We start from the raw sequence: 21872 nt of genomic DNA, 5'->3' as shown, positions 1-21872 counted from the left end.
ATGCTTGTCAGCCGCCGCGGTGTGCTAATCGGCGCTGCTGTCGGTGGCGGGTTGCTGGCAGCCTGGGCGCTTCGGCCTAGAACATATCCCACCCCGCTCAGGCCGGGACGCAATGAATATGCATTTGACGCTTGGCTGAAGATCGCCGCCGACGGCGTGATTACGGTCGCGGTACCGCAATTGGAAATGGGGCAGGGCATAACGACCATTCTGCCGCAGATTATCTGTGCCGAGCTGGGCGCAGATTGGCGGCAAGTCGCAGTTGAACCGGCACCGGTCAGCGGTGCCTACGCCAACATTCCGCTTGCGGCCAAATGGTCGGCTTTATGGATGCCGTTTGCGCCGGGTATGGCCGATGAGCCTGACGATTTGCTCGCCGAGCGCTTCGCCCAGATCAGCCGTTTTTCCGCCACTGCAGAGGGCTTGTCAGTGGCAGCCTATGAGAGCTCTTGCCGTCAAGCTGCTGCATCGGCGCGGATGGTGCTGATAGAGGAAGCCGCCGAGCGATGGGATATCGAACCAAGTGCTTGTGATGCAGCGGGCGGCTTCGTCAGTCATGAGGACAAGAAGCTGGCTTTTGCCGAACTGGTCGGGGGGGCGTCGAAGCGCGAAGCGCCTGACCCTCCGGCGCTTAGAGCATGGGCCGCATCGGAGCGACCGATTGCGGGTCAGGCAGAGGAGGAGATTGCCTATCCCCGGCTTGATCTGCCTTCTAAAGTCGATGGTACGCATTTGTTCGCAGGAGACGTCCGGCTGCCCGATATGGTCTATGCCGCGATAACGCATGGGCCGGTCGAGCAATCCGAGTTATCCGAATTTGATAGCAACGCCGTGGCCGGTAATTCACGGGTCATCACCGTGATAAAAGGCAAGCGTTGGCTCGCCGCAGTGGCAAGCGATTGGTGGAGCGCAGACCAAGCGTTGGCCGCGATGAAGCCAAAATTCTCGGTCGCCAATGTCGTCGACAGCAGTGATATCGCTGACAAATTAATCGAGGCCACGCGCAGCGGGACGGCAATTGTTGTGGCGCAAAGAGGCGATGGCGCTGTGGGCGAACCCGATATAGCCCGCCGCTACGAAGTCGCACCAGCGATGCATGCGGCGCTCGAAACCGCTAGCGCCACGGCACGATATGCTGATGGCAGGCTGGAATTGTGGATTGCGAGCCAAGCCCCCGAACGTGCGAGGGAGGCTGCGGCAAAGGCAATCGGCCTCTCGCTAGAGGACGTTGTGCTTTATCCCATGCCCGCTGGCGGGAGTTTTGACCGCCGGTTGGAGCATGACCACGCAATTGAGATCGCGCTGATTGCGCGAGAGGTTTCCCGCGACAATCCGCGGCCTGTGCAACTGGTCTGGTCGCGCTGGCAGGAACATGTGGCCGGGTTGCATCGCACACCTGCCGCCGCTTTGATGTGGGCGAAATTGATCCCCGGAGCAGCTGGCCAGATCGCGGCATTGCAAACGAGAATTGCAGCGCCTGCCACTGCGCGCGAATTTGGCGAGCGTTTGTTCGCCAACAAAACCCATTGGGCGGCACGCGAAGCGGCGTCTGGTGTGGCTGACCCGATGGCGGTGGAGGGCGCAGTTCCAACTTACGGAATTCCGTTGTCAGTGGTGGAGCATGTGCCAACAGACATCGGCCACTCAACAGGGCGGATGCGCGGGAATTCACACGGGTACACAGCGTTCTTTACCGAAAGCTTTATCGACGAGGCAGCATCGATGTTCGGGCGTGAACCCTTGTCCTACCGTATCGGAATGCTCGGCGGAGACCCGCGTATGGTCGCTTGCCTGCAACAGGCAGCGCGGCTGGGCCAATGGGGCGGCGGACGCGAACAAAGCGGACAAGGCATTGCCTGTCACCGGATTGGCGAAGGGCGCATCGCCTGCGTCGCGACAGCCCGCCAAGGTGAAGGCGGGATCAAGGTTTCGAAATTGAGCGCTGCGGTCGATATTGGCCGGATAATCAACCTCGACATCGCGCGGCAGCAGATCGAGGGAGGGCTGATCTTCGGGCTGTCGCTCGCCCTGGGTTCAAGCACGCAATATTCAGGCGGTCTGCCAACCAGCCAGCGGTTGAGCGATCTGAATCTGCCTTTGCTGGAAGACTGCCCGGAAATCGATGTCGAATTTATCACAGGCGATGGCGAACCTGTCGATCCCGGGGAACTAGGCGTGGCGGTAAGCGCTCCTGCTATTGCAAACGCACTTTTTTCTGCGACCGGGCTGCGCTTTCGCCGTCTGCCGCTATTCTCCGAAGGGCTCTAGAGCTGAAATGATTTGGGTATCTGCATGACTTGGCAATCGCAACAACTCCCGGCTGATCACCCAAGCGTGAAAAGCGGCAATGTCGGCGTACTGGTGGTCAATCTGGGCACGCCAGAGGCCCCCACTGCAAAAGCGGTAAAAGTCTATCTGAAGGAATTCCTGTCCGACCGGCGCGTGGTGGAAATTCCGCCGATTGCTTGGCAGCCGATCTTGCGCGGTATCATTCTCAATACAAGGCCCAAGAAATCGGCCCATGCCTATTCTCAGGTATGGACTGAAGAAGGCTCACCGCTCGCATTCATAACCAAGGCGCAGGCCGAGGGCTTACAGGAACGTCTGGGCGGACAGGTCAAAGTCGAATGGGCCATGCGCTACGGCAAGCCCACCATTGCCGATCAATTGCAGAAGCTGATGGATCAGGGCTGCGACAGGATTTTGCTTGCGCCGCTTTATCCGCAATATTCGGGCGCAACGACCGCGACCGTGGTCGATAAAGCGGCCGAAAAGCTGAAGGCTATGCGCTGGCAGACTTCGCTGCGCACGCTGCCGCCCTATTACGATGATCCCGCATATGTGGATGCTCTGGCGGCCGATCTGGGCGCACAATTGGATGCGCTGGAATTTGAACCCGAAGTCCTTTTGTTGAGTTTTCACGGGATGCCTCAGCGAACGCTCGATTTGGGCGACCCCTATCATTGTCATTGCCGCAAGACCGCGCGTCTGGTGGAAGCGGCGATGGGGAAACGCGGCGGTATGCGCTATGTCACCACCTTCCAGTCGCGTTTTGGCCCGGCCAAATGGTTGACCCCGGCGACCGACACCACGCTGGAGGACGAGGCCAAGGCGGGTACCAAGCGGATCGCCATCGCCGCACCGGGTTTCTCTGCTGATTGCCTCGAGACGCTCGAAGAGCTGGTCATTCAAGGCAAGGAACAGTTTCAGGAGGCTGGCGGCGAAGATTTCGCGGTTCTGTCTTGCCTCAACACCAGCGTGCCCGGAATGGATATGCTGGAGCAAATTATCCGCCGCGAACTGTCAGGCTGGACATAGGGTAACGAATTACTTACATTTGTGTCAGTAAGGAAAAATCATGGCCACTCTCGCAGAAAAAACAATCTCCGAAACGCACACTAACGGATTTTCGCCGAAGCATTGGTCGGAGCGTGTCCCTGGGACTTCGCTGGATCACATTCCGGGCGAGAAGGGCCTGCCGATCATCGGCAACACCTTTAAAATGCTTGCTGACCCGCATGGGTTTACCAAAGATATGATGGCCAAATACGGGCCGGTTTACCAGAACACTGCTTTTGGCGGCACAGTTGTCGCAATGATTGGCGCTGATGCGAACGAACTGGTGCTGTTCGATCGCAACAAGATCTTCAGTTCGGAACAGGGTTGGGGTCCGATCCTCGACCAACTGTTTCCGCGCGGATTGATGCTGATGGATTTTGACCATCACCGGATGGACCGTCGTGCGCTCTCAATTGCGTTCAAGCCGGGGCCGATGCGCCATTATGCAGATGCGTTAAACCGCGGCATCGCCGATACGGTTAAGGATTGGGCGGGAGAAATGACCTTCTACCCCGCGATCAAGAAACTCACGCTCGATCTGGCGGCAGACAGCTTCATCGGGATTGAATGGGGTCCTGAAGCCGACAAGATCAACGAAGCTTTCGTCTATATGGTGCAGGCCTCCGTCGCGCCCGTGCGCAAGCCGCTGCCGTTCACCCTCCTGCGTAAGGGCGTGAAGGGCCGAGAATTTTTGGTGGATTATTTCACCAAGGAAACGCTCCGCCGCCGCGCCGAAGGCGGAGGGCAGGATATGTTCAGCCAGTTTGCCAATGCAACGCATGAAGATGGCAGCTTGCTGGCGGTCGATGAGGTGGTCGACCACATGAACTTCCTGATGATGGCGGCGCATGATACAATCACATCGAGCGCGACATCGATGGTCTGGCTGCTCGCCAAAAATCCGGAATGGCAGGAAAAGCTTCGGCGAGAGATTACGGCGATAACTGGCGGCGAAGGCCGGCCCATTTCGTATGAAGACCTTGGCAAGCTGGAATTGACCGAGATGGCGTTCAAGGAATCGCTACGGTTGTTCCCGCCAGTGCCATCAACGCCGCGCCGTGCGCTCAAAGACTTTGAATATGGCGGCTATAAAATTCCGGCCGGCACGCCGGTTAATGTAAGCGCGCATTTTGTGCACCATGACCCCGAGCATTGGCCCGAGCCGGAGAAATTTGACCCGATGCGGTTCACGCCAGAACTGGTGAAAGCGCGGCACAAATACGCATGGGTTCCGTTTGGCGGCGGTGCGCATATGTGCCTAGGCCTGCATTTTGCCTATATGCAGGTCAAAGTGCTGATGGTGCACATGTTGACGCGCTATCAAATCGATGTGGCTGAAGGTTATGCTCCTGAATGGAAAGCATGGCCGATCCCGCAGCCGAAAGATGGATTGAAGGTCAATTTCAAACCGCTTTAACGTGCAGCACCGCCAGACTTAGAAGTCCCAAGCAATGCCATCCTTCTCCCAATCGCCGTAGCGGGTAGGGGACAGATCGCGCGGTTCGTCTTTCAACGGATCGACCGCCTTGGGTTCGGGCGCTGGATCGTTGGTCCAATGCTTCGGCTTTTCAAAATTCTTGGCTTCTTTGGATTTTTCTTTTGTCATACTTCATCAATGCGCAGGGTAGCGGATAGTTTCAACCGCGCCTAAAGGAACCGCCATGTCAGATATTCCGGGCCTCCCCGCGCGCCGTGCGGCGCTGCAAATGATCGATGCTGTGCTTCACCGCGGTGAAACGCTGGAGCAGGCGGAACGCAACGCTACACGCCATATTCGCGGGCCTGCCGACCGGGCGTTGTCGATTGCGATTGCCAGCGAAGTGCTGCGTTGGCTGGTAGATTTCGATGGCTTGATCGACAGCGTGATGAAGAAGCCGCTGCCCGATGATGCCAAGGCGCGATCGGTTTTGCGGCTGATGTTGGCGCAATGGCTGCGGCTGGACACCCCGCCGCACGCGGTGATTGCGACCGCGCTCCCCTTGCTGACCGGCGGTACACGCCGTTTGGCGCACGGGGTGTTCTCTACGCTAAACAAACAGGAAATCTCTCTGCCAGATGCGCCCACAATGCCGGATCGCGTAATCGACCGCTGGGGTGACCGCGCCGAGATTATTGCAGCGGGCCTGATTGCGCCGCCCCCGGTTGATCTCGCACTCAAGAATTGGGCGGATACCGACGAACGCGCCGCATCGATGGGCGGAGTTAGCCTCGCGCCCGGTCATATCCGGCTGCCACGCGGAACGCCGATTGACCAGCTGCCCGGTTTTGCAGAGGGCGACTGGTGGGTGCAGGATCTGGCCGCCACTTTGCCAGCGCGATTGTTGGGGCAGGGCGGGGGCCCGAACGGGCCAAAGCGTGTGCTGGACCTTTGCGCTGCGCCGGGAGGAAAAACGCTGCAATTGGCTGCTGCCGGTTGGCAAGTGACCGCTCTCGATATCAGCGAACGACGACTGGGCAAGTTGCGCCAGAATCTGGAGCGCACCGGGCTTGAGGCGGAAATTATCAAGGCCAACGCGCTAACCTGGCAACCGGCCAAGCAATTCGACGCGATCCTGCTGGACGCGCCATGCACCGCGACCGGCACCTGCCGCCGCCATCCCGATGTGATCCACCGTATTGGCGACCGCCAAATCGAAGAAATGGCCGAATTGCAGAATGCGCTATTGGAACGCGCGATCGAATGGCTGCCCGAAGGCTCCGCACTGGTTTATGCAGTCTGTTCTTTGGAGAGCGCAGAAGGTGACGCGCAAGCGGAAAGCGTCGGCCTGACGCCCATGCCGATTACCGCCGAAGAACTGCCAGCAGGCTTGCAGCCTACAGATGATGGCTGGCTGCGGACAGATGCGGGAATGCTGAGCGATGAAGGCGGCCTGGACGGCTTCTTCGTAGCCCGCTGGGTCAAATAGGACGATTATCGGCGTTCGAACTGTAGCGTGATAGTGGTGCAGGGTTTCCCACCCTGTGTAACCGCCATCGAAACGTCATTCTCGTTGCGTGCGGTCTCTTCAATGCGAATAGGCCGCGCCAGTTCAACGTAACGGGTAAAGCGCATTTCGCCGCCGGTAACCCGAAGCGGCTTGCCGCCTTCGAGCAGGTGCAGGAATTGATGCCCTGCCTCGCATAAGTGGGTCGCATTTACATGGTCGCCGGACCCGCTCATGAAGGGGTGGCCTGGCGGGAAGGCGTTGGCCTTTGTAATCAAGCCCATTGCGTGCCGCCTGCCATCATTGTGTAGAGGCGATATGAGCGACGGACCTACGCCTTCGCTTCCAACATCTGCAGTTGGCGCAAACTCAAATTGGTCAAGGCTGGTTTCGGCTGCTGAATCATCCTTGGCTTTTGCTCTCCATGCTTCGAAATCACGATTGCGAAAGACAACCCCGTAGCTGAGCATATCGCACACCAGATTATCTTGCGCATCATATAGGCAAATGCGGTTCTGTGGCCGTTCATCATCGCCAATTGGCTGCGAAGTGCCACGAACCATCGGGCCAAAATCCCTGCCAGCACCCGGGTCGCCGGACGTCCATTTGGTCCATGTCAACGCGGTCCATTTCGACCCGTCCATCGTGCCGCGAGCCAGCGAAGATTCAACGCTTGTCCAATATTGGGTGTTCTGCACCACAATCGGATGGTCCGGCGGCAAAACAAGCCAAGGCCATTGCTGCGTGTCCGATGAACAGTGAAATTCAACCACGCCGCCATCATGCAAAATGTGATCTGAGGTGAAATGCAAGTCAGGGTCGCTGTTCATTGTCGGACTATTGCAAATCCTGGGTCAGCTTACAAATCACCCCTTGACCTTGTCCTGAAAGCTCTTGCGCAGTTTCATGATCTTCGGCGGAATTACGGCTAGGCAATAGGGATTGCTCTTGCCTTCGCCTTCCCAATATTCCTGATGGTAGTCCTCCGCCGGATACCATGGGCCGAGCGGCTCGACTGTTGTAACCGCAGTGCCGCTGTTGCTGTCGTTCCAGCGGCCAATCGCGGCCTCGGCCTCCGCGCGTTGGGCGTCGTCCAGCGGAAAAATCGCGCTGCGATATTGGGTGCCGACATCGCCGCCTTGGCGGTTCAGCTGGGTTGGATCATGCGTGCCGAGAAACACATCGAAAATTTCCGCCAGAGAAATCACATCGGTGTCGAATGTCACGCGAATGCCTTCTGCATGGCCGGTCGTGCCGGTGCACACTTGCTTGTATGTCGGGTTTTCGACAGAGCCGCCAATATAGCCGCTCTCGACTTCGCTCACACCGATTACGTCGCGGAACACCGCTTCTGTGCACCAAAAGCACCCGCCTGCGATGATTGCCTGCTGCGTATCTGCCATTCAAAAATCTCCTATGCTTGGAACCGGACATAGGTATGGGTCGTTCACTTGTCATCGGTGCGCCTGAGACTAATATGCGTACCACGGGGATTAATCAGTTTTTCGGAGAGTAATTATGCGTTCGATTTTTGCAGCTGCAGCCGTCGCGGCGACACTTGGTCTGAGCGGACCGGCGTTGGCCGACCATCATGGCACAGCCGATCATTCCAAGATGGACCATTCCAAGATGGACCACAGCAAAATGGACCATTCGGCCCATAGTCCATCCAAGCACGCTTTGATGATGGTGCTGGCAAATGAAGCACGCGCAGACGACAGTGCTCGCGATAAATATCGCAACCCGGCTGAAACGCTCGAATTCTTTCAGGTCGAACCTGATCAGACGGTAGTGGAATATGGACCGGGTGGCGGTTGGTACACCCGCGTGCTGGCACCCTATCTGGCGGACGCTGGCCAATATATCGCAATCGACGGTGATAGCGATGCACGAAGCTACCCAAACCCGGAAGCTGAAGAGCGCACGCGCAGCTGGCCCCAGCGTTTCCCAGTGGCCGCGGCGGAATGGTCAGGCATTGATGCGGCAAAGATTATGGCGTTTGAAAGCGATGAGGTTTCAGAAGATGTTGCTGGTACTATCGACCGCGCGTTGATTTTCCGCTCAATCCACGGTCTGCTTAACGGAAACCGTGCGGACTCCGAATTGCGCAATATCCGCGCTATGCTGGCCGAAGATGGCATGGTCGGCGTGGTCCAGCACCGTGCCAAGGCAGACCAATCCTACGATATGACCAAAGGATCGCGAGGCTATTTGAAGCAGGCTGATGTCATCAAGCTGTTTGAAATTAATGGTTTCAAGCTGGTCGATACGTCGGAGATTAACGCCAATCCGAATGACCCGGCTGATTGGGAAGGCGGCGTTTGGACGCTCCCGCCAGTGCTGCGTTATGGCGATGAAGACCGGGCAAAATACGAGGCGGTCGGCGAGAGTGACCGCATGACACTGCTTTTCAAAAAAGCTGACTGAGTTTAAGGGCGGCGATATGACTTCAATCACTGTCGCCGCCCTGCAACTCCCGCTCGCCTCTGATGATGAGGTAGAGAATATCGATGCCGTTGTGCAATTGGTCGAGAAGGCAGCGGGTCAGGGCGCGCAAGTAATATTGCCGCCAGAACTGTTCTCAGGCCCCTATTTTTGCCGCGAGGAAGACGAAGCTTTGTTCGCGCTGGCGCGGCCAACGCTCGAACATCCCTCTGTCATCGCCATGCGAAAAATTGCGAAGTCACTCGGTGTAGCAATTCCGGTTAGTTTCTTCGAACGTGACGGCCACCATTATTACAACACGGTTGCGATGGTTGATGCCTCGGGTGAAATTCTAGGCACTTACCGCAAAAGCCACATCCCAGACGGGCCCGGATACGAAGAAAAGTTCTATTTTCGGCCCGGCAATGACGGGTTCAAGGTGTGGGACGTGTTTGGCACGCGGATCGGCGTCGGCATCTGCTGGGACCAATGGTATCCCGAATGCGCACGTGCGATGGCGCTATTGGGTGCGGAATTGCTGTTCTATCCCACTGCCATTGGTTCCGAGCCTTACGATGATGACTTGGATACGAGCCGGATGTGGCGGCGCGCAATGCAGGGTCACGCGGTTTCAAATTGTATGCCGGTAGTCGCGGCCAACCGGATCGGTACCGAAGGCTCGGGCGTATCGGGGCAGACATTCTACGGCCACAGCTTCATCGCCAACGAATGGGGCGATCTGGTGTGCGAATTCGGCGCTGAAGAGGATGGCGTTTTGGTTTCGACTTTCGATCTCGCGCTGGCGGCCAAACACCGCGCCGGCATGGGCTTCTTCCGGGACCGCCGTCCGCAGCTTTACGGCAGGTTGGTTGACGATATTTGATGCGTCCGAGCTTGACCCATTCCTATCTGATTGCTCTCGGCTCTAACACTCCTCACCCCTTGCACGGGCCGCCAAAAAAGGTCTTGCGCGCCGCGATTGATGCACTTGCCCCGCTTGGATCCGTACACAAAACATCGCGGCTCATCACAAGCGCGCCGCTTGGCCCCGCGCGCCGTCAGTATGCAAATGGAGCAGCGCTGCTCGAAAGTGAAATCGGCCCAGTGGAATTGCTTGCCTCTCTCAAGCAGATAGAGCGTCAATTCGGCATACGCCGCGGAGGACGCTGGCGGGCGCGGGTACTCGATCTTGATATCATCATGTGGAGCGGGGGAATCTGGGCATCGAGCGGGCTGTTGATCCCGCATCACCTTTTTCGGGAAAGGGACTTCGTGCTTGGCCCTGCCTCCTGCATTGCGGGCGATTGGCGCGATCCGCTGACTGGCCTGAAATTGCGACATCTGCGGGCACGGCTAAACAAGAAAAGTTGAATTGCAGGCCCAATGCGTGACGAACGTCACGCGAGAACTCATGCACTCCAATTAACAAATGACGAGCGGGAAATTGCCCGTTCTTTCGGAAAGTTAAAATTGGAGACTTGGAATGACCGAATTAGTAAAATCCAGCAGAAACGGACCTTTCGCCGAGGCACTGGCCGATCTTGCTGGCTTCTTTAATGGATATCACGAGGCAACTCTTAGCGCAGCACGTGTCGATGGCCGCGTTGATGATGTCCCAATTGTAGATATTCTCGGGCGGGCCTTGATCGAGCAGTCTGTCCAGCTAAATAACCGGCTCGTAACCTTCTACGATACGGAAGAAGCTAGCGAACTTGCCGTTCAGCTCGATGAATATGCCGAGGCAACCGCTCTTCCCATGCTGGCAAAGTCGGCAGCAGAATTTGTTGCGCCGCAAGCCGCAGCACGGTCTTCCAATTTTCTGGGCGGGCTGCTGGGCGGTATCGTTGACATCCTTGAACCGATCAAGAAAATCTTGAAGATTGTACTCCAAAAATTTCCGATTGGCGGATTTCTTGGGAAGATCATCGATATCCTGCTCGATATCATCAATAATTTGCTGCAAAATAACCAAAGCCGCTTGGGGGAGCCGGCCGCTGTACGTGCGAGCGCGGCGCGGGCTACAATGTATGAACATCTTCAACAGATATATACCACCGATGCAGCAGCAGCACTGCGGCGCAAGGCTTTGAATGCCGAAGAGGTTGAGAAGGCCTGATGGAGGCGGTGACCGGGGAGTAGCGAACGTTCCGGTCGCCGCACTCTGCCTTAATATCATGGGTGGTTTGGCAGCATTCTGCGCGGTATTGGGCAACTAGCGCGACCCAATTTCATCTTTATCGCTCAAACAGCTCAATGCCCGCTTGACCAAGCCGCGCCCCATCCCTAGGTGACGCCTCCGGTGGTGCAGCAAAGCACATTCCTCAATTTTGGGGGCCCTTAGCTCAGTCGGTAGAGCAACTGACTTTTAATCAGTAGGTCGCTGGTTCGAACCCAGCAGGGCTCACCACCTGTTTCTTCCCGATTTGGAAGAACTTTCAAGCCATTCTGAAAAGTCATGTCCGCCGTATGTCCGGTTGGCTACGGTATATTCACTTCGTCAGTATCTGCTTTCACGCAGAGACCTTTCCAAGCAATAGCGAACTCACTCGCTTCAACATCGCTTTCTAGAAACGCCACCTTCGGGCCCATCGCAACAAAACGTTCAAATCCACCAAACCCACCAAAACCGTTCTTTGCGTTCACCTCGCCGCAGACAGCCGCACCCTCGGAACCGCCCGAATAGTAGCCGACATTTCGGAAGTCTGCGCTATCAGGGTCCTTCAATCTGGCTCTCACCCCGTCCCTCGACATGATGACGATATTGTGTTGTGTTGATCTCTTGGGAGCCGAAGCACCCTTGCTTTTCGCCCCCTCCTCTTTTGCCGTTTCTGTAGGCCTTGCCGCTGGCTCTGGTTTCTCTGGCCGCTTCGCGCTGACAATTTCTTCACTGCTATTGGTTTGCGGTTCTTGTTCCGCCGCTTCGCTCTCTGCCCCTGATGTAAGTCGGCTTGCTTCGTTTGGCGTCGGCGAGGTAGCCCCACAAATCATCGCAGACACAAAAGCGGCAACGGCAAACTGCCAACGCGTCAGATTTCCAATGTAGGGTTTGATCACTCCGGCAAACGCGGCAAAGAAAATGATCAAGAAGATCATAGAGACAATTTGCATTCGAGGTTCTCCCATTTGTGAATGCCAGAAATTAGAGCGAACACTAAAGAGTGAGTTCGCCTACGCAAGAACTTTGTAGATCATCGTCTGGTGACTGGATTTTGATGGTGTGGTCCATCATGCAGGATGAAGCTGCGCGATAACCTAGCTGCAAACCTCAAGCGAATACGGCGTGAGCGCGAGATGTCGCAGGACGATTTCGCTGCACTCGTCGATGTGCACCGGACCTACATCAATCATCTGGAGCACTCGAAGCGCAGTCCGACAATTGATGTCATTGAGCGGATTGCTGGCAACCTCGGCATCACGGCAACTGATCTGCTCGAAGAGCCGCCGAGTAAGCCGCCACAGCTTTAAGCAAGTCCGGTTGCTCGGCCAGCCTAAAAGCATCCGTGCGGCTGATCGGTTGCATGGCTAACCCGCGAAGCCACGACGTTGCCGGAATGCTCTCAAGCAAAAATGCGTGCCATGTGTCCGGTGATCCATACCGCCGATGGATACGGGCATGACAGGATCGGCACACAGGCATAGCGGCCAAGCTACGCGCATAAATTTCATTGTGACGTTGTTCTGCCTTGCGAACCTCACAGGCCGTGCAAACCGTCAACGGCGGTAATAACCCTAGGCTCTGTGCCACGATAGTTTTCTGCCACCCAGCGATCCGTTCAGGGCCAGTAGAGCCGTTGTAAGGGCGCGGGATAGACCAGCCCCATCTCGGCAATCTATGGCCATCAGCGATTGCCTGATCGACCTTTCTCTCGATTACAACGTCGGCGGGCACGTCCGCGCCCCAGATCATGAGTTCGATCCATTTTCCAAGCACAGGATACGGACGACCTCACCAATATTTTGCAACCCGTTGCTAATTTGATCGGCATAAACACAGTTTTCATCCGGCGAGAGGTTCGCCCGCTGCCCTTCAACGGCGATACCATGAAGGTCTTCAAGCTGACCTGTGATCCGCGCAAACAGTTCGGCTGGCTCGATCACGAGGCATCCTCCTTCAATAGGCGGTATACGGACGCTCGGCTGCAATTCAGGCGGTTGGCAATCTCTGGAGGAGTAAGGCCCTCCTCGGACAATAGGCGCATCTCTGGGAGCCTGCGACGGGCTGTTGGTGCCCTGCCTTTATATTTCCCTTCACGTTTGGCGCGCTCGATACCCTCGCGTTGGCGAACCAGCATCAATTCACGCTCAAATTGCGCGAGTGCACCGAACATTGTGAGCATCAGTTTACCAGTGGGTGATTTGGTATCCATCTCGGTCCCGCCGAAATCGAGTATGCGCAACGCGACGCCTTTGGCTTCAAGGCGATCCAAAATTCCAAGAAGGTCGGAAGTAGAGCGGGCGAGCCTGTCGAGCCGTGTCACTACAAGCGCGTCACCATCGCGGACAAAATCCAATGCTATCTGAAATTGCTCCCGTTCACCGACTGACGAAACTTGCTCGGTGAAAAGGCGCTCACAGTTCACAGCTGAAAGCAGTGTGATTTGTGCTTCCAACCCCGCAATCTGGTCAAACGTGCTTGTTCTGGCGTAACCCACTTTCACTCTTAACTCCTTCTAATCTATAAGATTTAGACTAGGAGAGTGTGCGGTGTGGTCTAGGGTAAAGACGGGAGTTTCAGCGTTGTAAAACAAGATTGTCGAGGTCGCCGCTCTCGATCATGCAGAGCAAGAAACCCCGCCATCAGTTCTTCTCGAATGACTTTAGCTGCGGCAATGTCGTCGGACATTCTAGCATTCTGACTTGATCTCAACTTACCCTGCGGTGTCGAAGGTCCAGTTGAATGTCTCCAAGGCTTTGTCTGCTGAATGATCGCCCGCTGACGCGCTCGCCTTTCAGGCGTCCATGCGCTTTTCGTGCCCATTACTCGGTCTTTCTGTTCAGTTCGTTTCGGCTCTTATGCCTATACCCTTTATTGTAACAATCATACGGCGCTAAAGAACAAAGCAGTGACGTCGCATGATAATAAGGAGAAAGTAGATGAATGGACTGAACTCCGCACCAAGGTTCTATATGTGGACCCATCCTAACCGATCATGGATGGAAAATTTCGCGCAAAACTTGCTTAGCCCTGACATCGTGATGTGGGGCGAAGAGAGCGAAACCATCCCAGCTTGGTATGCTTGGACATCGCGACACTTCGACGAGGCCTCTACACCGCAGGAGTTTCTCGACAAGATGACGGCGATGAAGGCAATGTTCGACGGTGCTATGTATCTGGCTTCGGGCCGTAATTATTACCCACTTGAGTTGGTCAATCCTAGCGCTGAAAATGTTCAAGACCAAGAAATTGTCTGCGACCTTCCATACCCCGGCAACGTAACCATCAACCCGTTTTCTCCTAAGCATCTGAAAACACATCACGGCCTCGACCAGAGCAAACTCGACGACCCCCTTACCCGAAATATCTTTCTAGCCAGATATGACGAGGTGGCATTTGCGATACTGAAATATGTTGGTGTGAATGGAATTACTTACCAGTCGCTTTATGCCTTTCGCGATTGGATGAAAGATGCTGGCTGGGACGATAAAAAAATTGCGGACGAGGCGGGTTGGTCAGGCTCTCGCCTCAAAGACTTCACCAATACAGCTAACAACCCTGCATATCTTGGTCCATTTGCACGCCATGGCGGATCTAAGGATCCACCGCCAAAACGACCGATGTTGCTTGACGAGGCCGAGAAGGGCTTGCTGCAAGCTGTAAATAGGTTCCTTTTGCATCGAGCAGCAACGGTTGATCTTCGAGCGGAATGGAACGCGCTTCGTTGAGGCAAATGTGTAGTCTAGATGTTGTCACGGGTTTAAAACCCTATTGAGAATGTGTTCAAAAACACGGATCGAACTTCTGTGAGATGGTTTACGATCACATTAAATTTTCTAACACGGGGAAGGCCGTGCGAGAGCCGCTTATACCTTGGAACCGAGGCATGGTCGCTTTACGTGGCGTCCGCACGCCACTAAGCCACGACCAAACAGATAGGAGTGTCGGTCGTGGCCGCATCAGCAACGCCTAACCTTCACTTGGTAGATAGCATACCGGAGGCTACAGGACCGTCCACAAAAGCTAATGCAGCTATGCATCCGAAAGTGATTTCGGAAGAAGTATTTACAGCAAGCGCGCTACAAGAAGCTGCATTCTATGCTGATGACACCACAATCATCCTAAACATGGATGTTCGGGATGGCTTGGAATTGCTATCCAAATCCAACATTTTGGTGAACTGCGTTATCACCTCACCTCCATTTTACGGGCAGCGTGATTACGGCGTCGAGCGGCAGATTGGTCTGGAAGAGCATCCATCGGAGTTCATTTCAAAACTTGCAGATGTGTTCGATGCTACCTCTGATGTTCTGATCGACAATGGAAGCCTCTGGGTAAACATCGGTGATACCTACTGGAGCGGCAAAGGCGCGCACCGTAGCAAAGAGGCAAAGCAATCTGCCCGAAGGTTCGGCATTCGACCGCAAGACAAGAAAGGGGACGGACTTTGGTGTGTGCCGAAGCAACTACTCTTGATCCCCCACCGCTTTGCAATTGAGTTGCAGGAACGCGGCTGGCTAGTGCGGAATGACAATGTCTGGGTCAAACCAAATCCTATCCCAGATCAGGTTCGAGACCGATGCTCGATGTCGCACGAGTATGTTTTTCACTTCGCCAAAGAACGATGGTATTATTTCGACAAGAACTCGGTTGGAAAAGTGACCGATAGCGGAACGATGTTACCGCCACGAGACACTTGGGAAATCGCCACAGTTCGAGGACAGAGCAGCCGACACAAGGCCCGTTTCTCCGAGGAATTAGTCCGAATACCGATCCTGACCACCACGCCGCCACGAGGGGTGGTCCTTGACCCGTTCGCCGGGAGCGGGACATCCTTGGCCTTTGCCCGCAAGCATGGTTTTAGATCAATAGGGATCGACGCCAAGCGCGAATATTGCGAAGCTATGGTTGAGCAGATCGAGCGAATTGCGGAAGACGAAGGCGAAGAAGACTGATCGTCATAATGGGCATGAGGGGGGCGGCAATTGTATATTAGTTCGGAAGCCGTGGTCAGGGCAATCCATTGCCTACGTGCGAGCGTTCATCCGTTTCTTGGAATTACGTTTGTCGCTTGCAAGGCCAAGCAGCTTAGCATTGGCTCGACCGACCAAGTCAGCCTCGACGCGATAACTCGCGAGCATATGGATCGGCATCACCGCATCGATCGGCGAAGTGCGCGTTATTTTCAGCCCTTTAAGGGCAGTGCGGCATGGTGGGTTGTCGAAAAATACCCGTCAAGTGGCCTACAAACGGTCAATACGCAGACTTTTGGTGATGCATTCATACATCCGCGCAACACCCGAAGTTGGGGCTTTGCCGAAGACTATCTTGATGTGATCACGCGGATACTAAACGAGCGCCAGTTGGCTGCGACGGTGCCTGCCGACGCGTTAGCTATTTGGCTCCTCAAAGGCGAACGCTTGGACCATGTCAGGTCCTACGATGACCTTGTGGATGTTTTTACCGCCAAGTTTACGATTTCTGACGAGGAAAGATCGCGGATATTTTGTCGCCGAGCAATGGATCAAGAACTGGCCTTTGATAAGGCAATTTCTTCCGAACCTTTGGAGATGACAGCCGTCGCACGGAAGCTACCGTCACCGCCAGATGCGGAGTTGGAAGGGGGGCGAACAGTTGTTTCTCTCAATCTCACTAATGCAGGTCCGGCAGCTACGCTCAAACTTGACTACGGGCCTCGGCTTACGATCATCACCGGAGACAACGGACTGGGCAAGTCGTTCTTGCTCGACTTCACTTGGTGGGCAGCAACAGGTTCTTGGGTGGAAAAGCCATTTTTGCCTCCTCCTGACCGTGCGGACCTCACGCCATCCGTAAGCTATTCACTAAGCGGTCGGGGCGATGCGGTTTCTTCGTTTCAAGCTGCTTGGAACCCTACAAACCAAGATTGGGATCGACCCAATGGTGCGATGACGATTGATGCGCTGGCGGTCTTTTCGCGGGCTGACGGCTCTTTCGCGGTGGCCGACCCAGCGCGTTCGGCTTTTGATCGTCCGGGCGCAGGTGGAGGGTTCCTCACCGCGCACGAAGTCTGGAACGGCAAACCCGGAATGATCGAGGGGCTAATCCGGGACTGGGTCAAGTGGCAATCCGCGAACGATCAAAAGACCTTCGATCTGTTCTCAAGCGTTCTGAAACGCTTGTCTCCGGAAGACCTTGGGACACTTTGCCCCGGACACCCAATTCGACTTCCGGGCGATCCACGTGAGATACCAACTATCGAACACCGCTACGGCACAATCCCAGTAACCCAAGCGTCGTCCGGTGTTCAAAGGGTGCTTCTGCTTGCCTACCTAATAATCTGGTCTTGGCAGGAGCATGAGTTAGCCTCGAAGCGCCTGGGTCGCGAGCCGCTCCGTCGTATGCTGGTGATCGTCGATGAACTCGAAGCGCATCTGCACCCTAAGTGGCAGCGGATCGTTCTACCTGCCCTTTTGAGCACGTCGGACTTATTAAGTAGCGATCTGGCTTTGCAAGTTATTGCTGCGACCCACTCACCCATGATCCTTGCGTCGATGGAGGCGGAGTTCGATGAAACTACTGATCTGCTTTATCACCTCTATGGGGATGGCCCCTCGGTTAAGCTGGAGGAGACCCGCTTCGTCAAATACGGCGACGCAAGTGGTTGGCTAACATCGCCATTGTTCGGGTTGAAACACGCAAGATCACGCGAAGCGGAGAAGGCAATCGAAGCCGCGAAGGACTTGCAACTGCAAGATAGTCCCGATCAGCAATCGGTGAGGGAGGTCACTGAACGGCTCAAGACTAATCTCGCATCGGACGATAAGTTCTGGCCACGCTGGTTGTTTTTTGCCGAAAAGAATGGGGTGGACGTATGATCCGCATTGCGCACAAGCCCGAATATCCCGATTTCGACGCACAAGTTCGGCAACCGGGAGCCACATTCTTGGCGAATTGCCCCAATCCGTCGTCGGCGCAGTATCGCAAGAAAAATTATTGGAGTAGAGCAGCGCCAGAACTGCATGCGGCTTATTCTGGGATATGCGCATACACAGCAGTCTACCTTCCACAGCAGGGTTCGGTGGATCACTTTAGACCAAAGTCGGCCTTTCCCCAGTTAGCATACGAGTGGAGCAATTTTCGACTGGCGAGTGGGCGGGTCAATAGCGCGAAAGGCAGCAAAGCCGAGGTTCTTGATCCGTTTGAAATTGAAGATGATTGGTTTCATTTGGACATCCCAGAGTGTCTAATGCGAGCAAACGCTGCGCTGCCTAGAGAAACTCGGGTTCGGATCAACGCTACGATTAATTCCTTACGTTTGAACGACGACGACCATTACGCGCAAGACCGATGCAATATTTTGATGGAGTATGCTTCCGGAGACGTGACTTTGGGCTTTCTCCATCGGCGTTATCCTTTCTTAGCTAAGGAAGTAGAGCGGCAAGGGTTAGAGCCTGACGACCTCCGAGGACTGTTCCGGATGTGAAGAGCCTAGCGGCACGATCTCTTGGGAATTGGCAATTTTGCAACCTGTTGCAATTCGAGTTTGCCGTCAGATGGTAAGCTACTAATTTGATTAGGACCAGCTTACTCGCAACTTACACTAAAAGCCCAGGTTTGCGTGCTTCCGACATGTCTGGGATAGGTGCCGCTATCCTCATGTCAGCACTTTCTCTCCCGAGAAATATTATCGTCGATCAGGCATTCCCAGCCGCTTCGGAGATCGTTTGTGATGGCTCCAAACGACGCCCTAAACCATCTCTTTACGTCGTCTTCTGACTGGTCGGGGTTAGAAAGTCGCTTATGCAATTTCTCCCAACTACGATGCGGAAGATTGATGATCGTTTCACCGTTCCATTGATGGGAGATCAAATACCCTAGATGGTCAAACCCCGCCCAGACAGGGCGGCAATTGCTCGTAACCTCAAATGGCCCCGCCCGGTGGTCGGCAAAATACCGGACCAGAGCGTTCGCCCCCTCGCGGGCATGCGCTTCGCTCGAAGCTATCAAGATAATATTGTCACAGTAGACGAAGCACTTTATAGTTTCGTCTAAGTGATCCGGAAGATCATCTAGTAGCACCGAGAAAATCGCGTTCGACGCAGGGGAGCCCTCCAATATACCGGACGGGGCGACTTTGAGTTCATCATGCAAGGGGCTACTGGTGTCCCAAGCAGGATTGCTTCCACTCCATTGATCGAAACGATGTGACCGATGGTCGATAGCCCTACGGGTCAATGCTTCGGGGAGATACGGAAGTTGGTATAGCGCATTGGCGTTCACATTCTGAAATGCGCGATTGACGTCAGCGACAACGACCCATTGCGAAGTGGCCGTGATTGCACTCGCGATAGTTTTCACTTGATAGTCACGACCTCGCCCTTTCCAGTCGCCAATGTGGGCGCGCGGCTGGTGCTGTGCCCGGATCAGATCGTTCGCGAGAGAATGGAACATTTTTAAGGATGATGGCAGCGAGCAGATTTTCCGATGACCGCTGGTGCTTCTCTTTTTTGGTCGCCAGCTAATCTGCACAGGCTGAATGCGCCGGAAGTCGGACGGAACAATAGGGCTTCTTTGCCGCTGCGCCCACAATTTGGAAGCCTCTATTTCATTCAGCTTTTTTGCCCAATTGTAGTGGAGTGTGGCCGATTGGACTGCATGGGATAAAAGATAGCGGCGTATTTCACATTGTAGCAAAGGATCGGTTACACTCGAACCTCTGCCCTGGCTATGGCTTGCAACCCTAGCAAGCAACTCCCGTTTGTATCGCCGCTGTCCTGATAGGGAGGCCATTACGCCGTTTCCTCAAGAGACAAGAGCCATTTGTCGATAGCTTCCCGACGGTAATAGATGGTCCGGCCGACCTTGATCCGAGGCGGACCTTTGCGAAGGCGTGCCCAGCGGGAGAGAGTTCTACGCGAGACGCGCAGAATATCGGCCGCGTTTGATACCGTGAGTAAATTGGATTGTTCGTTGATTAGCATTTTTGCTCTCCGTTCAGAGAGACATTGGGCGCCTGTGAAGGTCTAATCTATGTCGATATTGGGTCAAAAAGCGACATTCATGATCGTCTTGCGGTAATGCCAGTAGGCATCGGCTGCGGGGTCTTTTGAAGTCCCGAACTCTTCACCGAACAATTCGGTTTCTGCGCGCGAAATGCGAGGGGTCAATTTATGGCCAGCGAACACTTTGGATTGATCACCAACGGATTTCTGTTCATTTTTCCATGCTTCAAGCACCCGCCTCAAGGTCTCATCGCTTGTGTTATGGTCAATTTCACGCAGTCGTTTGACTGCTGTCCAGGCCAAGGAACGAAGAGATATGGGTTTGATAACGGTTGCGGTTCTTCTGGCTTTGCCATTTGCTTTTGAGTGCGTTGTAACATGTTCAACTAGCACGACAGCCATTTCATCCAAAATCCGACCGTGTCTGTCCGCTGATCTGGAAGCCGCAATTCGTTCTGTCCTTCTCCGTTCTTCAATGCATGCCTCAATAGCCCATTTAGGCGGAACAAGGGGGTTTTCGCCAATCACCAGTGCCGGGTAGCGAAAATCGGGGTCTCCATCAGCCTTTGATCTCTCAAACAGTTCTCTCGCGTCACGGATTGCAACCGTTCCCAATTCGATTGACTTATTTCCCATGCATTTTGACCTTGTTTCCTACCATCCGTGTAGCCTCTCGCAGGTTGCTGTCATCAAGGTGGGCGTATCTCGCAGTAGTGCTAAGTTGCGAATGCCCCAGTAGATTACCGATAGCAAGAAGTGGCACGCCTTGGATTGCCAACATGGAAGCATAAGAATGGCGAAGGTCATGGATGCGAAAGCCTTCAATTCGAGCCTCCTTAATCAGCCGCGTGAACAAGGTTTTTACGGTCGTTAGGTGTGCCCCGCTTTTTCCGGGAAAAACGTATTCGTTTACCGCAATCCTTTGTGACGATAGCAGCAGTTGAATGGCCTCGGGGCTAAGGGGAACGCGGTGTAGCTTCCGGCTCTTTGTGTTAGCGGCAGGCTTTTGCCAAACTGCCGCATCTAGATCGAACTCACTCCACTTCGCTCGAAAAGTTTCTCCGCTACGAGCCCCTGTAAGAAGCAGAAACTCGATTGCTAAACTCGATGGTGTTTTCGGCGATTGGCGGAGGACGGAGAGAAATCTCTCAAGTTCCGTGTCGCTCAAAAAGCGCACGCGGCCCGCTTCCCTGTTCCTTTCGACGCCTTTGACGGGGTTCTGTTCCGATAAGCCCCATTGGATACTTTTTGAAAACACATGCTGAATACTCGCCAGCATCCGGTTGGATTGTGTCGGTGTTCGCTGGCTTACCTTTCGGTGCAATTTTTCGATGTCCGGCTGGTGAATGTAGGCAAGCCTCTGTCTACCCAAAGCAGGGAGCACAAGGCGGTCCCAAATTGATGTCACATTCACTTGAGTTTTTGAAGAACGCGTAGACAGAACGTCATCGCGATAACGTTTCCAAACTCCTGCCAAAGTTTCCTCGTCACGTGCTTTTCGCTTTTCTTCCAGTGGGTCAACGCCCGCATCAATCTGCCGTCTGATTTGTTTCGCTCGTTCCCTAGCGGCAGAAACGGACCAAGCGGGAGGCGAACCGATAGTCATGCGCCTTTGCGTCCCGTTGCAATAATAATTGAACACGAAAGCACGATGGCCTGATCTCGTGATCCGTATAGCGAGACCCATCATTACGATGTCTCTCACGATCAATTGATCTTGGATGGACGGGGGTATCATCTCTCGGACGATCTTCTCCGTCAGCTTTTGTTGTTTCATGTCCGCCTCATGTCAGGTGCTTTCGCGCATTCTCTGTCTTTTCCAGGCATCGAATGGCGCTGATTGGCGCAGCGAGATATGTCGATATTTGGCGGATTTCTGACATACAGTGCGGAAGTCTCGCCTCTTGGCTGCGGAGACGGCACTCACTTTTAATCAGTAGGTCGCTGGTTCGAACCCAGCAGGGCTCACCACCCAGCTCGTCGCGTTTCGATATTCGAGACGTTGGCTAGCTGAAGCGCAAATTCTCCCCGCATTTCCGTGGCTTT

Annotated in this window: 22 protein-coding genes, 1 tRNA gene and 1 pseudogene; 14 read left to right on the top strand and 10 right to left on the bottom strand. The window is 54.8% G+C overall.

Features of this window, described 5'->3' with window-relative positions; all coding sequences use genetic code 11:
- From GRI36_RS00295 to GRI36_RS00285, 3 genes are read left to right on the top strand one after another with little or no spacing between them, the layout of a single operon-like run.
- Nucleotides 1-2268, top strand: coding sequence for a molybdopterin cofactor-binding domain-containing protein (locus tag GRI36_RS00295; protein WP_160596651.1), 2268 nt, complete (start codon nucleotides 1-3; stop codon nucleotides 2266-2268).
- A 24-nt stretch (nucleotides 2269-2292) separates the two neighbouring features.
- Nucleotides 2293-3318: a ferrochelatase gene (gene hemH / locus GRI36_RS00290; protein ID WP_160596650.1), complete on the top strand. Its 1026-nt coding sequence runs from the start codon at nucleotides 2293-2295 to the stop codon at nucleotides 3316-3318.
- Nucleotides 3319-3358: 40 nt separating this feature from the next.
- Nucleotides 3359-4756, top strand: coding sequence for a cytochrome P450 (locus tag GRI36_RS00285; RefSeq protein ID WP_160596649.1), 1398 nt, complete (start codon nucleotides 3359-3361; stop codon nucleotides 4754-4756).
- 18 nt (nucleotides 4757-4774) lie between these two features.
- On the opposite strand, the gene GRI36_RS00280 is transcribed toward GRI36_RS00285, so the two are convergent.
- Nucleotides 4775-4945 carry a DUF1674 domain-containing protein gene (locus tag GRI36_RS00280; protein ID WP_160596648.1) on the bottom strand — a complete coding sequence of 57 codons (171 nt, stop codon included), beginning with the start codon at nucleotides 4943-4945 and terminating at the stop codon, nucleotides 4775-4777.
- 55 nt (nucleotides 4946-5000) lie between these two features.
- Between GRI36_RS00280 and GRI36_RS00275 the strand changes: the two genes are divergently transcribed.
- Nucleotides 5001-6245 carry an RsmB/NOP family class I SAM-dependent RNA methyltransferase gene (locus GRI36_RS00275; RefSeq protein ID WP_160596647.1) on the top strand — a complete coding sequence of 415 codons (1245 nt, stop codon included), beginning with the start codon at nucleotides 5001-5003 and terminating at the stop codon, nucleotides 6243-6245.
- Between the two features lie 5 nt (nucleotides 6246-6250).
- Here GRI36_RS00275 and GRI36_RS00270 read toward each other — a convergent pair whose 3' ends face one another.
- Complete coding sequence (locus GRI36_RS00270) at nucleotides 6251-7093, bottom strand: hypothetical protein (protein ID WP_160596646.1); 843 nt, start codon at nucleotides 7091-7093, stop codon at nucleotides 6251-6253.
- Between the two features lie 36 nt (nucleotides 7094-7129).
- On the bottom strand, nucleotides 7130-7666 hold the full coding sequence (gene msrA, locus GRI36_RS00265) for a peptide-methionine (S)-S-oxide reductase MsrA (protein WP_160596645.1): 537 nt from the start codon (nucleotides 7664-7666) through the stop codon (nucleotides 7130-7132).
- A gap of 115 nt (nucleotides 7667-7781) precedes the next feature.
- Between msrA and GRI36_RS00260 the strand changes: the two genes are divergently transcribed.
- The 5 genes from GRI36_RS00260 to GRI36_RS00240 all read left to right on the top strand — a co-directional run bounded on the left by GRI36_RS00260 (nucleotide 7782) and on the right by GRI36_RS00240 (nucleotide 11094).
- Nucleotides 7782-8690 carry a class I SAM-dependent methyltransferase gene (locus GRI36_RS00260; protein ID WP_160596644.1) on the top strand — a complete coding sequence of 303 codons (909 nt, stop codon included), beginning with the start codon at nucleotides 7782-7784 and terminating at the stop codon, nucleotides 8688-8690.
- A gap of 16 nt (nucleotides 8691-8706) precedes the next feature.
- Nucleotides 8707-9570 carry an N-carbamoylputrescine amidase gene (gene aguB / locus GRI36_RS00255; protein WP_160596643.1) on the top strand — a complete coding sequence of 288 codons (864 nt, stop codon included), beginning with the start codon at nucleotides 8707-8709 and terminating at the stop codon, nucleotides 9568-9570.
- The gene (gene folK, locus GRI36_RS00250) at nucleotides 9570-10058 is read left to right on the top strand and encodes a 2-amino-4-hydroxy-6-hydroxymethyldihydropteridine diphosphokinase (protein WP_160596642.1); all 489 of its coding nucleotides are present in this window, start codon (nucleotides 9570-9572) and stop codon (nucleotides 10056-10058) included. Before aguB ends, folK begins: the two co-directional genes overlap by 1 nt.
- A gap of 112 nt (nucleotides 10059-10170) precedes the next feature.
- Nucleotides 10171-10803: a hypothetical protein gene (locus tag GRI36_RS00245; RefSeq protein WP_160596641.1), complete on the top strand. Its 633-nt coding sequence runs from the start codon at nucleotides 10171-10173 to the stop codon at nucleotides 10801-10803.
- Between the two features lie 215 nt (nucleotides 10804-11018).
- A tRNA-Lys gene (locus tag GRI36_RS00240) sits at nucleotides 11019-11094 on the top strand.
- 71 nt (nucleotides 11095-11165) lie between these two features.
- On the opposite strand, the gene GRI36_RS00235 is transcribed toward GRI36_RS00240, so the two are convergent.
- On the bottom strand, nucleotides 11166-11795 hold the full coding sequence (locus tag GRI36_RS00235) for a hypothetical protein (RefSeq protein WP_160596640.1): 630 nt from the start codon (nucleotides 11793-11795) through the stop codon (nucleotides 11166-11168).
- Between the two features lie 126 nt (nucleotides 11796-11921).
- Here GRI36_RS00235 and GRI36_RS00230 point away from each other — a divergent pair, with 126 nt between their 5' ends.
- Nucleotides 11922-12152, top strand: coding sequence for a helix-turn-helix domain-containing protein (locus GRI36_RS00230; protein WP_160596639.1), 231 nt, complete (start codon nucleotides 11922-11924; stop codon nucleotides 12150-12152).
- Nucleotides 12153-12590: 438 nt separating this feature from the next.
- Here GRI36_RS00230 and GRI36_RS00225 read toward each other — a convergent pair whose 3' ends face one another.
- Entirely contained in the window at nucleotides 12591-12785 is a 195-nt protein-coding gene (locus tag GRI36_RS00225; RefSeq protein WP_160596638.1) for a hypothetical protein, read from the bottom strand.
- Complete coding sequence (locus GRI36_RS00220; RefSeq protein ID WP_160596637.1) at nucleotides 12782-13345, bottom strand: recombinase family protein; 564 nt, start codon at nucleotides 13343-13345, stop codon at nucleotides 12782-12784. The genes GRI36_RS00225 and GRI36_RS00220 overlap by 4 nt, the downstream gene beginning before the upstream one ends.
- A gap of 436 nt (nucleotides 13346-13781) precedes the next feature.
- Here GRI36_RS00220 and GRI36_RS00215 point away from each other — a divergent pair, with 436 nt between their 5' ends.
- The 4 genes from GRI36_RS00215 to GRI36_RS00200 all read left to right on the top strand — a co-directional run bounded on the left by GRI36_RS00215 (nucleotide 13782) and on the right by GRI36_RS00200 (nucleotide 18307).
- Nucleotides 13782-14570 (top strand): hypothetical protein, encoded by a 789-nt coding sequence (locus GRI36_RS00215; protein ID WP_160596636.1) that lies wholly within the window; start codon nucleotides 13782-13784, stop codon nucleotides 14568-14570.
- Nucleotides 14571-14792: 222 nt separating this feature from the next.
- Nucleotides 14793-15797 carry a DNA-methyltransferase gene (locus tag GRI36_RS00210; RefSeq protein WP_202392071.1) on the top strand — a complete coding sequence of 335 codons (1005 nt, stop codon included), beginning with the start codon at nucleotides 14793-14795 and terminating at the stop codon, nucleotides 15795-15797.
- Nucleotides 15798-15827: 30 nt separating this feature from the next.
- Nucleotides 15828-17699, top strand: coding sequence for an AAA family ATPase (locus tag GRI36_RS00205; protein ID WP_160596635.1), 1872 nt, complete (start codon nucleotides 15828-15830; stop codon nucleotides 17697-17699).
- Nucleotides 17696-18307 carry an HNH endonuclease family protein gene (locus GRI36_RS00200; protein WP_160596634.1) on the top strand — a complete coding sequence of 204 codons (612 nt, stop codon included), beginning with the start codon at nucleotides 17696-17698 and terminating at the stop codon, nucleotides 18305-18307. Before GRI36_RS00205 ends, GRI36_RS00200 begins: the two co-directional genes overlap by 4 nt.
- A gap of 176 nt (nucleotides 18308-18483) precedes the next feature.
- On the opposite strand, the gene GRI36_RS00195 is transcribed toward GRI36_RS00200, so the two are convergent.
- The 4 genes and pseudogenes from GRI36_RS00195 to GRI36_RS00180 all read right to left on the bottom strand — a co-directional run bounded on the left by GRI36_RS00195 (nucleotide 18484) and on the right by GRI36_RS00180 (nucleotide 21603).
- Nucleotides 18484-19614: a reverse transcriptase domain-containing protein gene (locus GRI36_RS00195; RefSeq protein WP_160596633.1), complete on the bottom strand. Its 1131-nt coding sequence runs from the start codon at nucleotides 19612-19614 to the stop codon at nucleotides 18484-18486.
- Nucleotides 19614-19808, bottom strand: a pseudogene (locus tag GRI36_RS14055) (helix-turn-helix domain-containing protein); the annotation flags it as partial. The gene GRI36_RS00195 and the pseudogene GRI36_RS14055, both read right to left, overlap by 1 nt.
- A 60-nt stretch (nucleotides 19809-19868) precedes the next feature.
- Entirely contained in the window at nucleotides 19869-20441 is a 573-nt protein-coding gene (locus tag GRI36_RS00185) for a hypothetical protein (RefSeq protein WP_160596631.1), read from the bottom strand.
- 10 nt (nucleotides 20442-20451) lie between these two features.
- Nucleotides 20452-21603 (bottom strand): tyrosine-type recombinase/integrase, encoded by a 1152-nt coding sequence (locus tag GRI36_RS00180; RefSeq protein ID WP_160596630.1) that lies wholly within the window; start codon nucleotides 21601-21603, stop codon nucleotides 20452-20454.
- Nucleotides 21604-21872: the final 269 nt, after the last annotated feature.

The sequence above is a fragment of the Pontixanthobacter gangjinensis genome, from assembly GCF_009827545.1.
In the GTDB taxonomy this organism is placed as follows: Bacteria; Pseudomonadota; Alphaproteobacteria; order Sphingomonadales; family Sphingomonadaceae; genus Pontixanthobacter; species Pontixanthobacter gangjinensis.
Note: the sequence above shows the minus strand (reverse complement) of the source record. Positions and strands in the feature narration are given on the sequence as shown.

Excerpts from the sequence above, each read along its gene's own strand:
- GRI36_RS00295 (WP_160596651.1), top strand. The coding sequence starts at position 1 with ATGCTTGTCAGCCGCCGCGGTGTGCTAATCGGCGCTGCTGTCGGTGGC.
- hemH (WP_160596650.1), top strand. The coding sequence starts at position 2,293 with ATGACTTGGCAATCGCAACAACTCCCGGCTGATCACCCAAGCGTGAAA.
- GRI36_RS00285 (WP_160596649.1), top strand. The coding sequence starts at position 3,359 with ATGGCCACTCTCGCAGAAAAAACAATCTCCGAAACGCACACTAACGGA.
- GRI36_RS00280 (WP_160596648.1), bottom strand. The coding sequence starts at position 4,945 with ATGACAAAAGAAAAATCCAAAGAAGCCAAGAATTTTGAAAAGCCGAAG.
- GRI36_RS00275 (WP_160596647.1), top strand. The coding sequence starts at position 5,001 with ATGTCAGATATTCCGGGCCTCCCCGCGCGCCGTGCGGCGCTGCAAATG.
- GRI36_RS00270 (WP_160596646.1), bottom strand. The coding sequence starts at position 7,093 with ATGAACAGCGACCCTGACTTGCATTTCACCTCAGATCACATTTTGCAT.
- msrA (WP_160596645.1), bottom strand. The coding sequence starts at position 7,666 with ATGGCAGATACGCAGCAGGCAATCATCGCAGGCGGGTGCTTTTGGTGC.
- GRI36_RS00260 (WP_160596644.1), top strand. The coding sequence starts at position 7,782 with ATGCGTTCGATTTTTGCAGCTGCAGCCGTCGCGGCGACACTTGGTCTG.
- aguB (WP_160596643.1), top strand. The coding sequence starts at position 8,707 with ATGACTTCAATCACTGTCGCCGCCCTGCAACTCCCGCTCGCCTCTGAT.
- folK (WP_160596642.1), top strand. The coding sequence starts at position 9,570 with ATGCGTCCGAGCTTGACCCATTCCTATCTGATTGCTCTCGGCTCTAAC.
- GRI36_RS00245 (WP_160596641.1), top strand. The coding sequence starts at position 10,171 with ATGACCGAATTAGTAAAATCCAGCAGAAACGGACCTTTCGCCGAGGCA.
- GRI36_RS00235 (WP_160596640.1), bottom strand. The coding sequence starts at position 11,795 with ATGCAAATTGTCTCTATGATCTTCTTGATCATTTTCTTTGCCGCGTTT.
- GRI36_RS00230 (WP_160596639.1), top strand. The coding sequence starts at position 11,922 with ATGAAGCTGCGCGATAACCTAGCTGCAAACCTCAAGCGAATACGGCGT.
- GRI36_RS00215 (WP_160596636.1), top strand. The coding sequence starts at position 13,782 with ATGAATGGACTGAACTCCGCACCAAGGTTCTATATGTGGACCCATCCT.
- GRI36_RS00200 (WP_160596634.1), top strand. The coding sequence starts at position 17,696 with ATGATCCGCATTGCGCACAAGCCCGAATATCCCGATTTCGACGCACAA.
- GRI36_RS00195 (WP_160596633.1), bottom strand. The coding sequence starts at position 19,614 with ATGGCCTCCCTATCAGGACAGCGGCGATACAAACGGGAGTTGCTTGCT.
- GRI36_RS00180 (WP_160596630.1), bottom strand. The coding sequence starts at position 21,603 with ATGAAACAACAAAAGCTGACGGAGAAGATCGTCCGAGAGATGATACCC.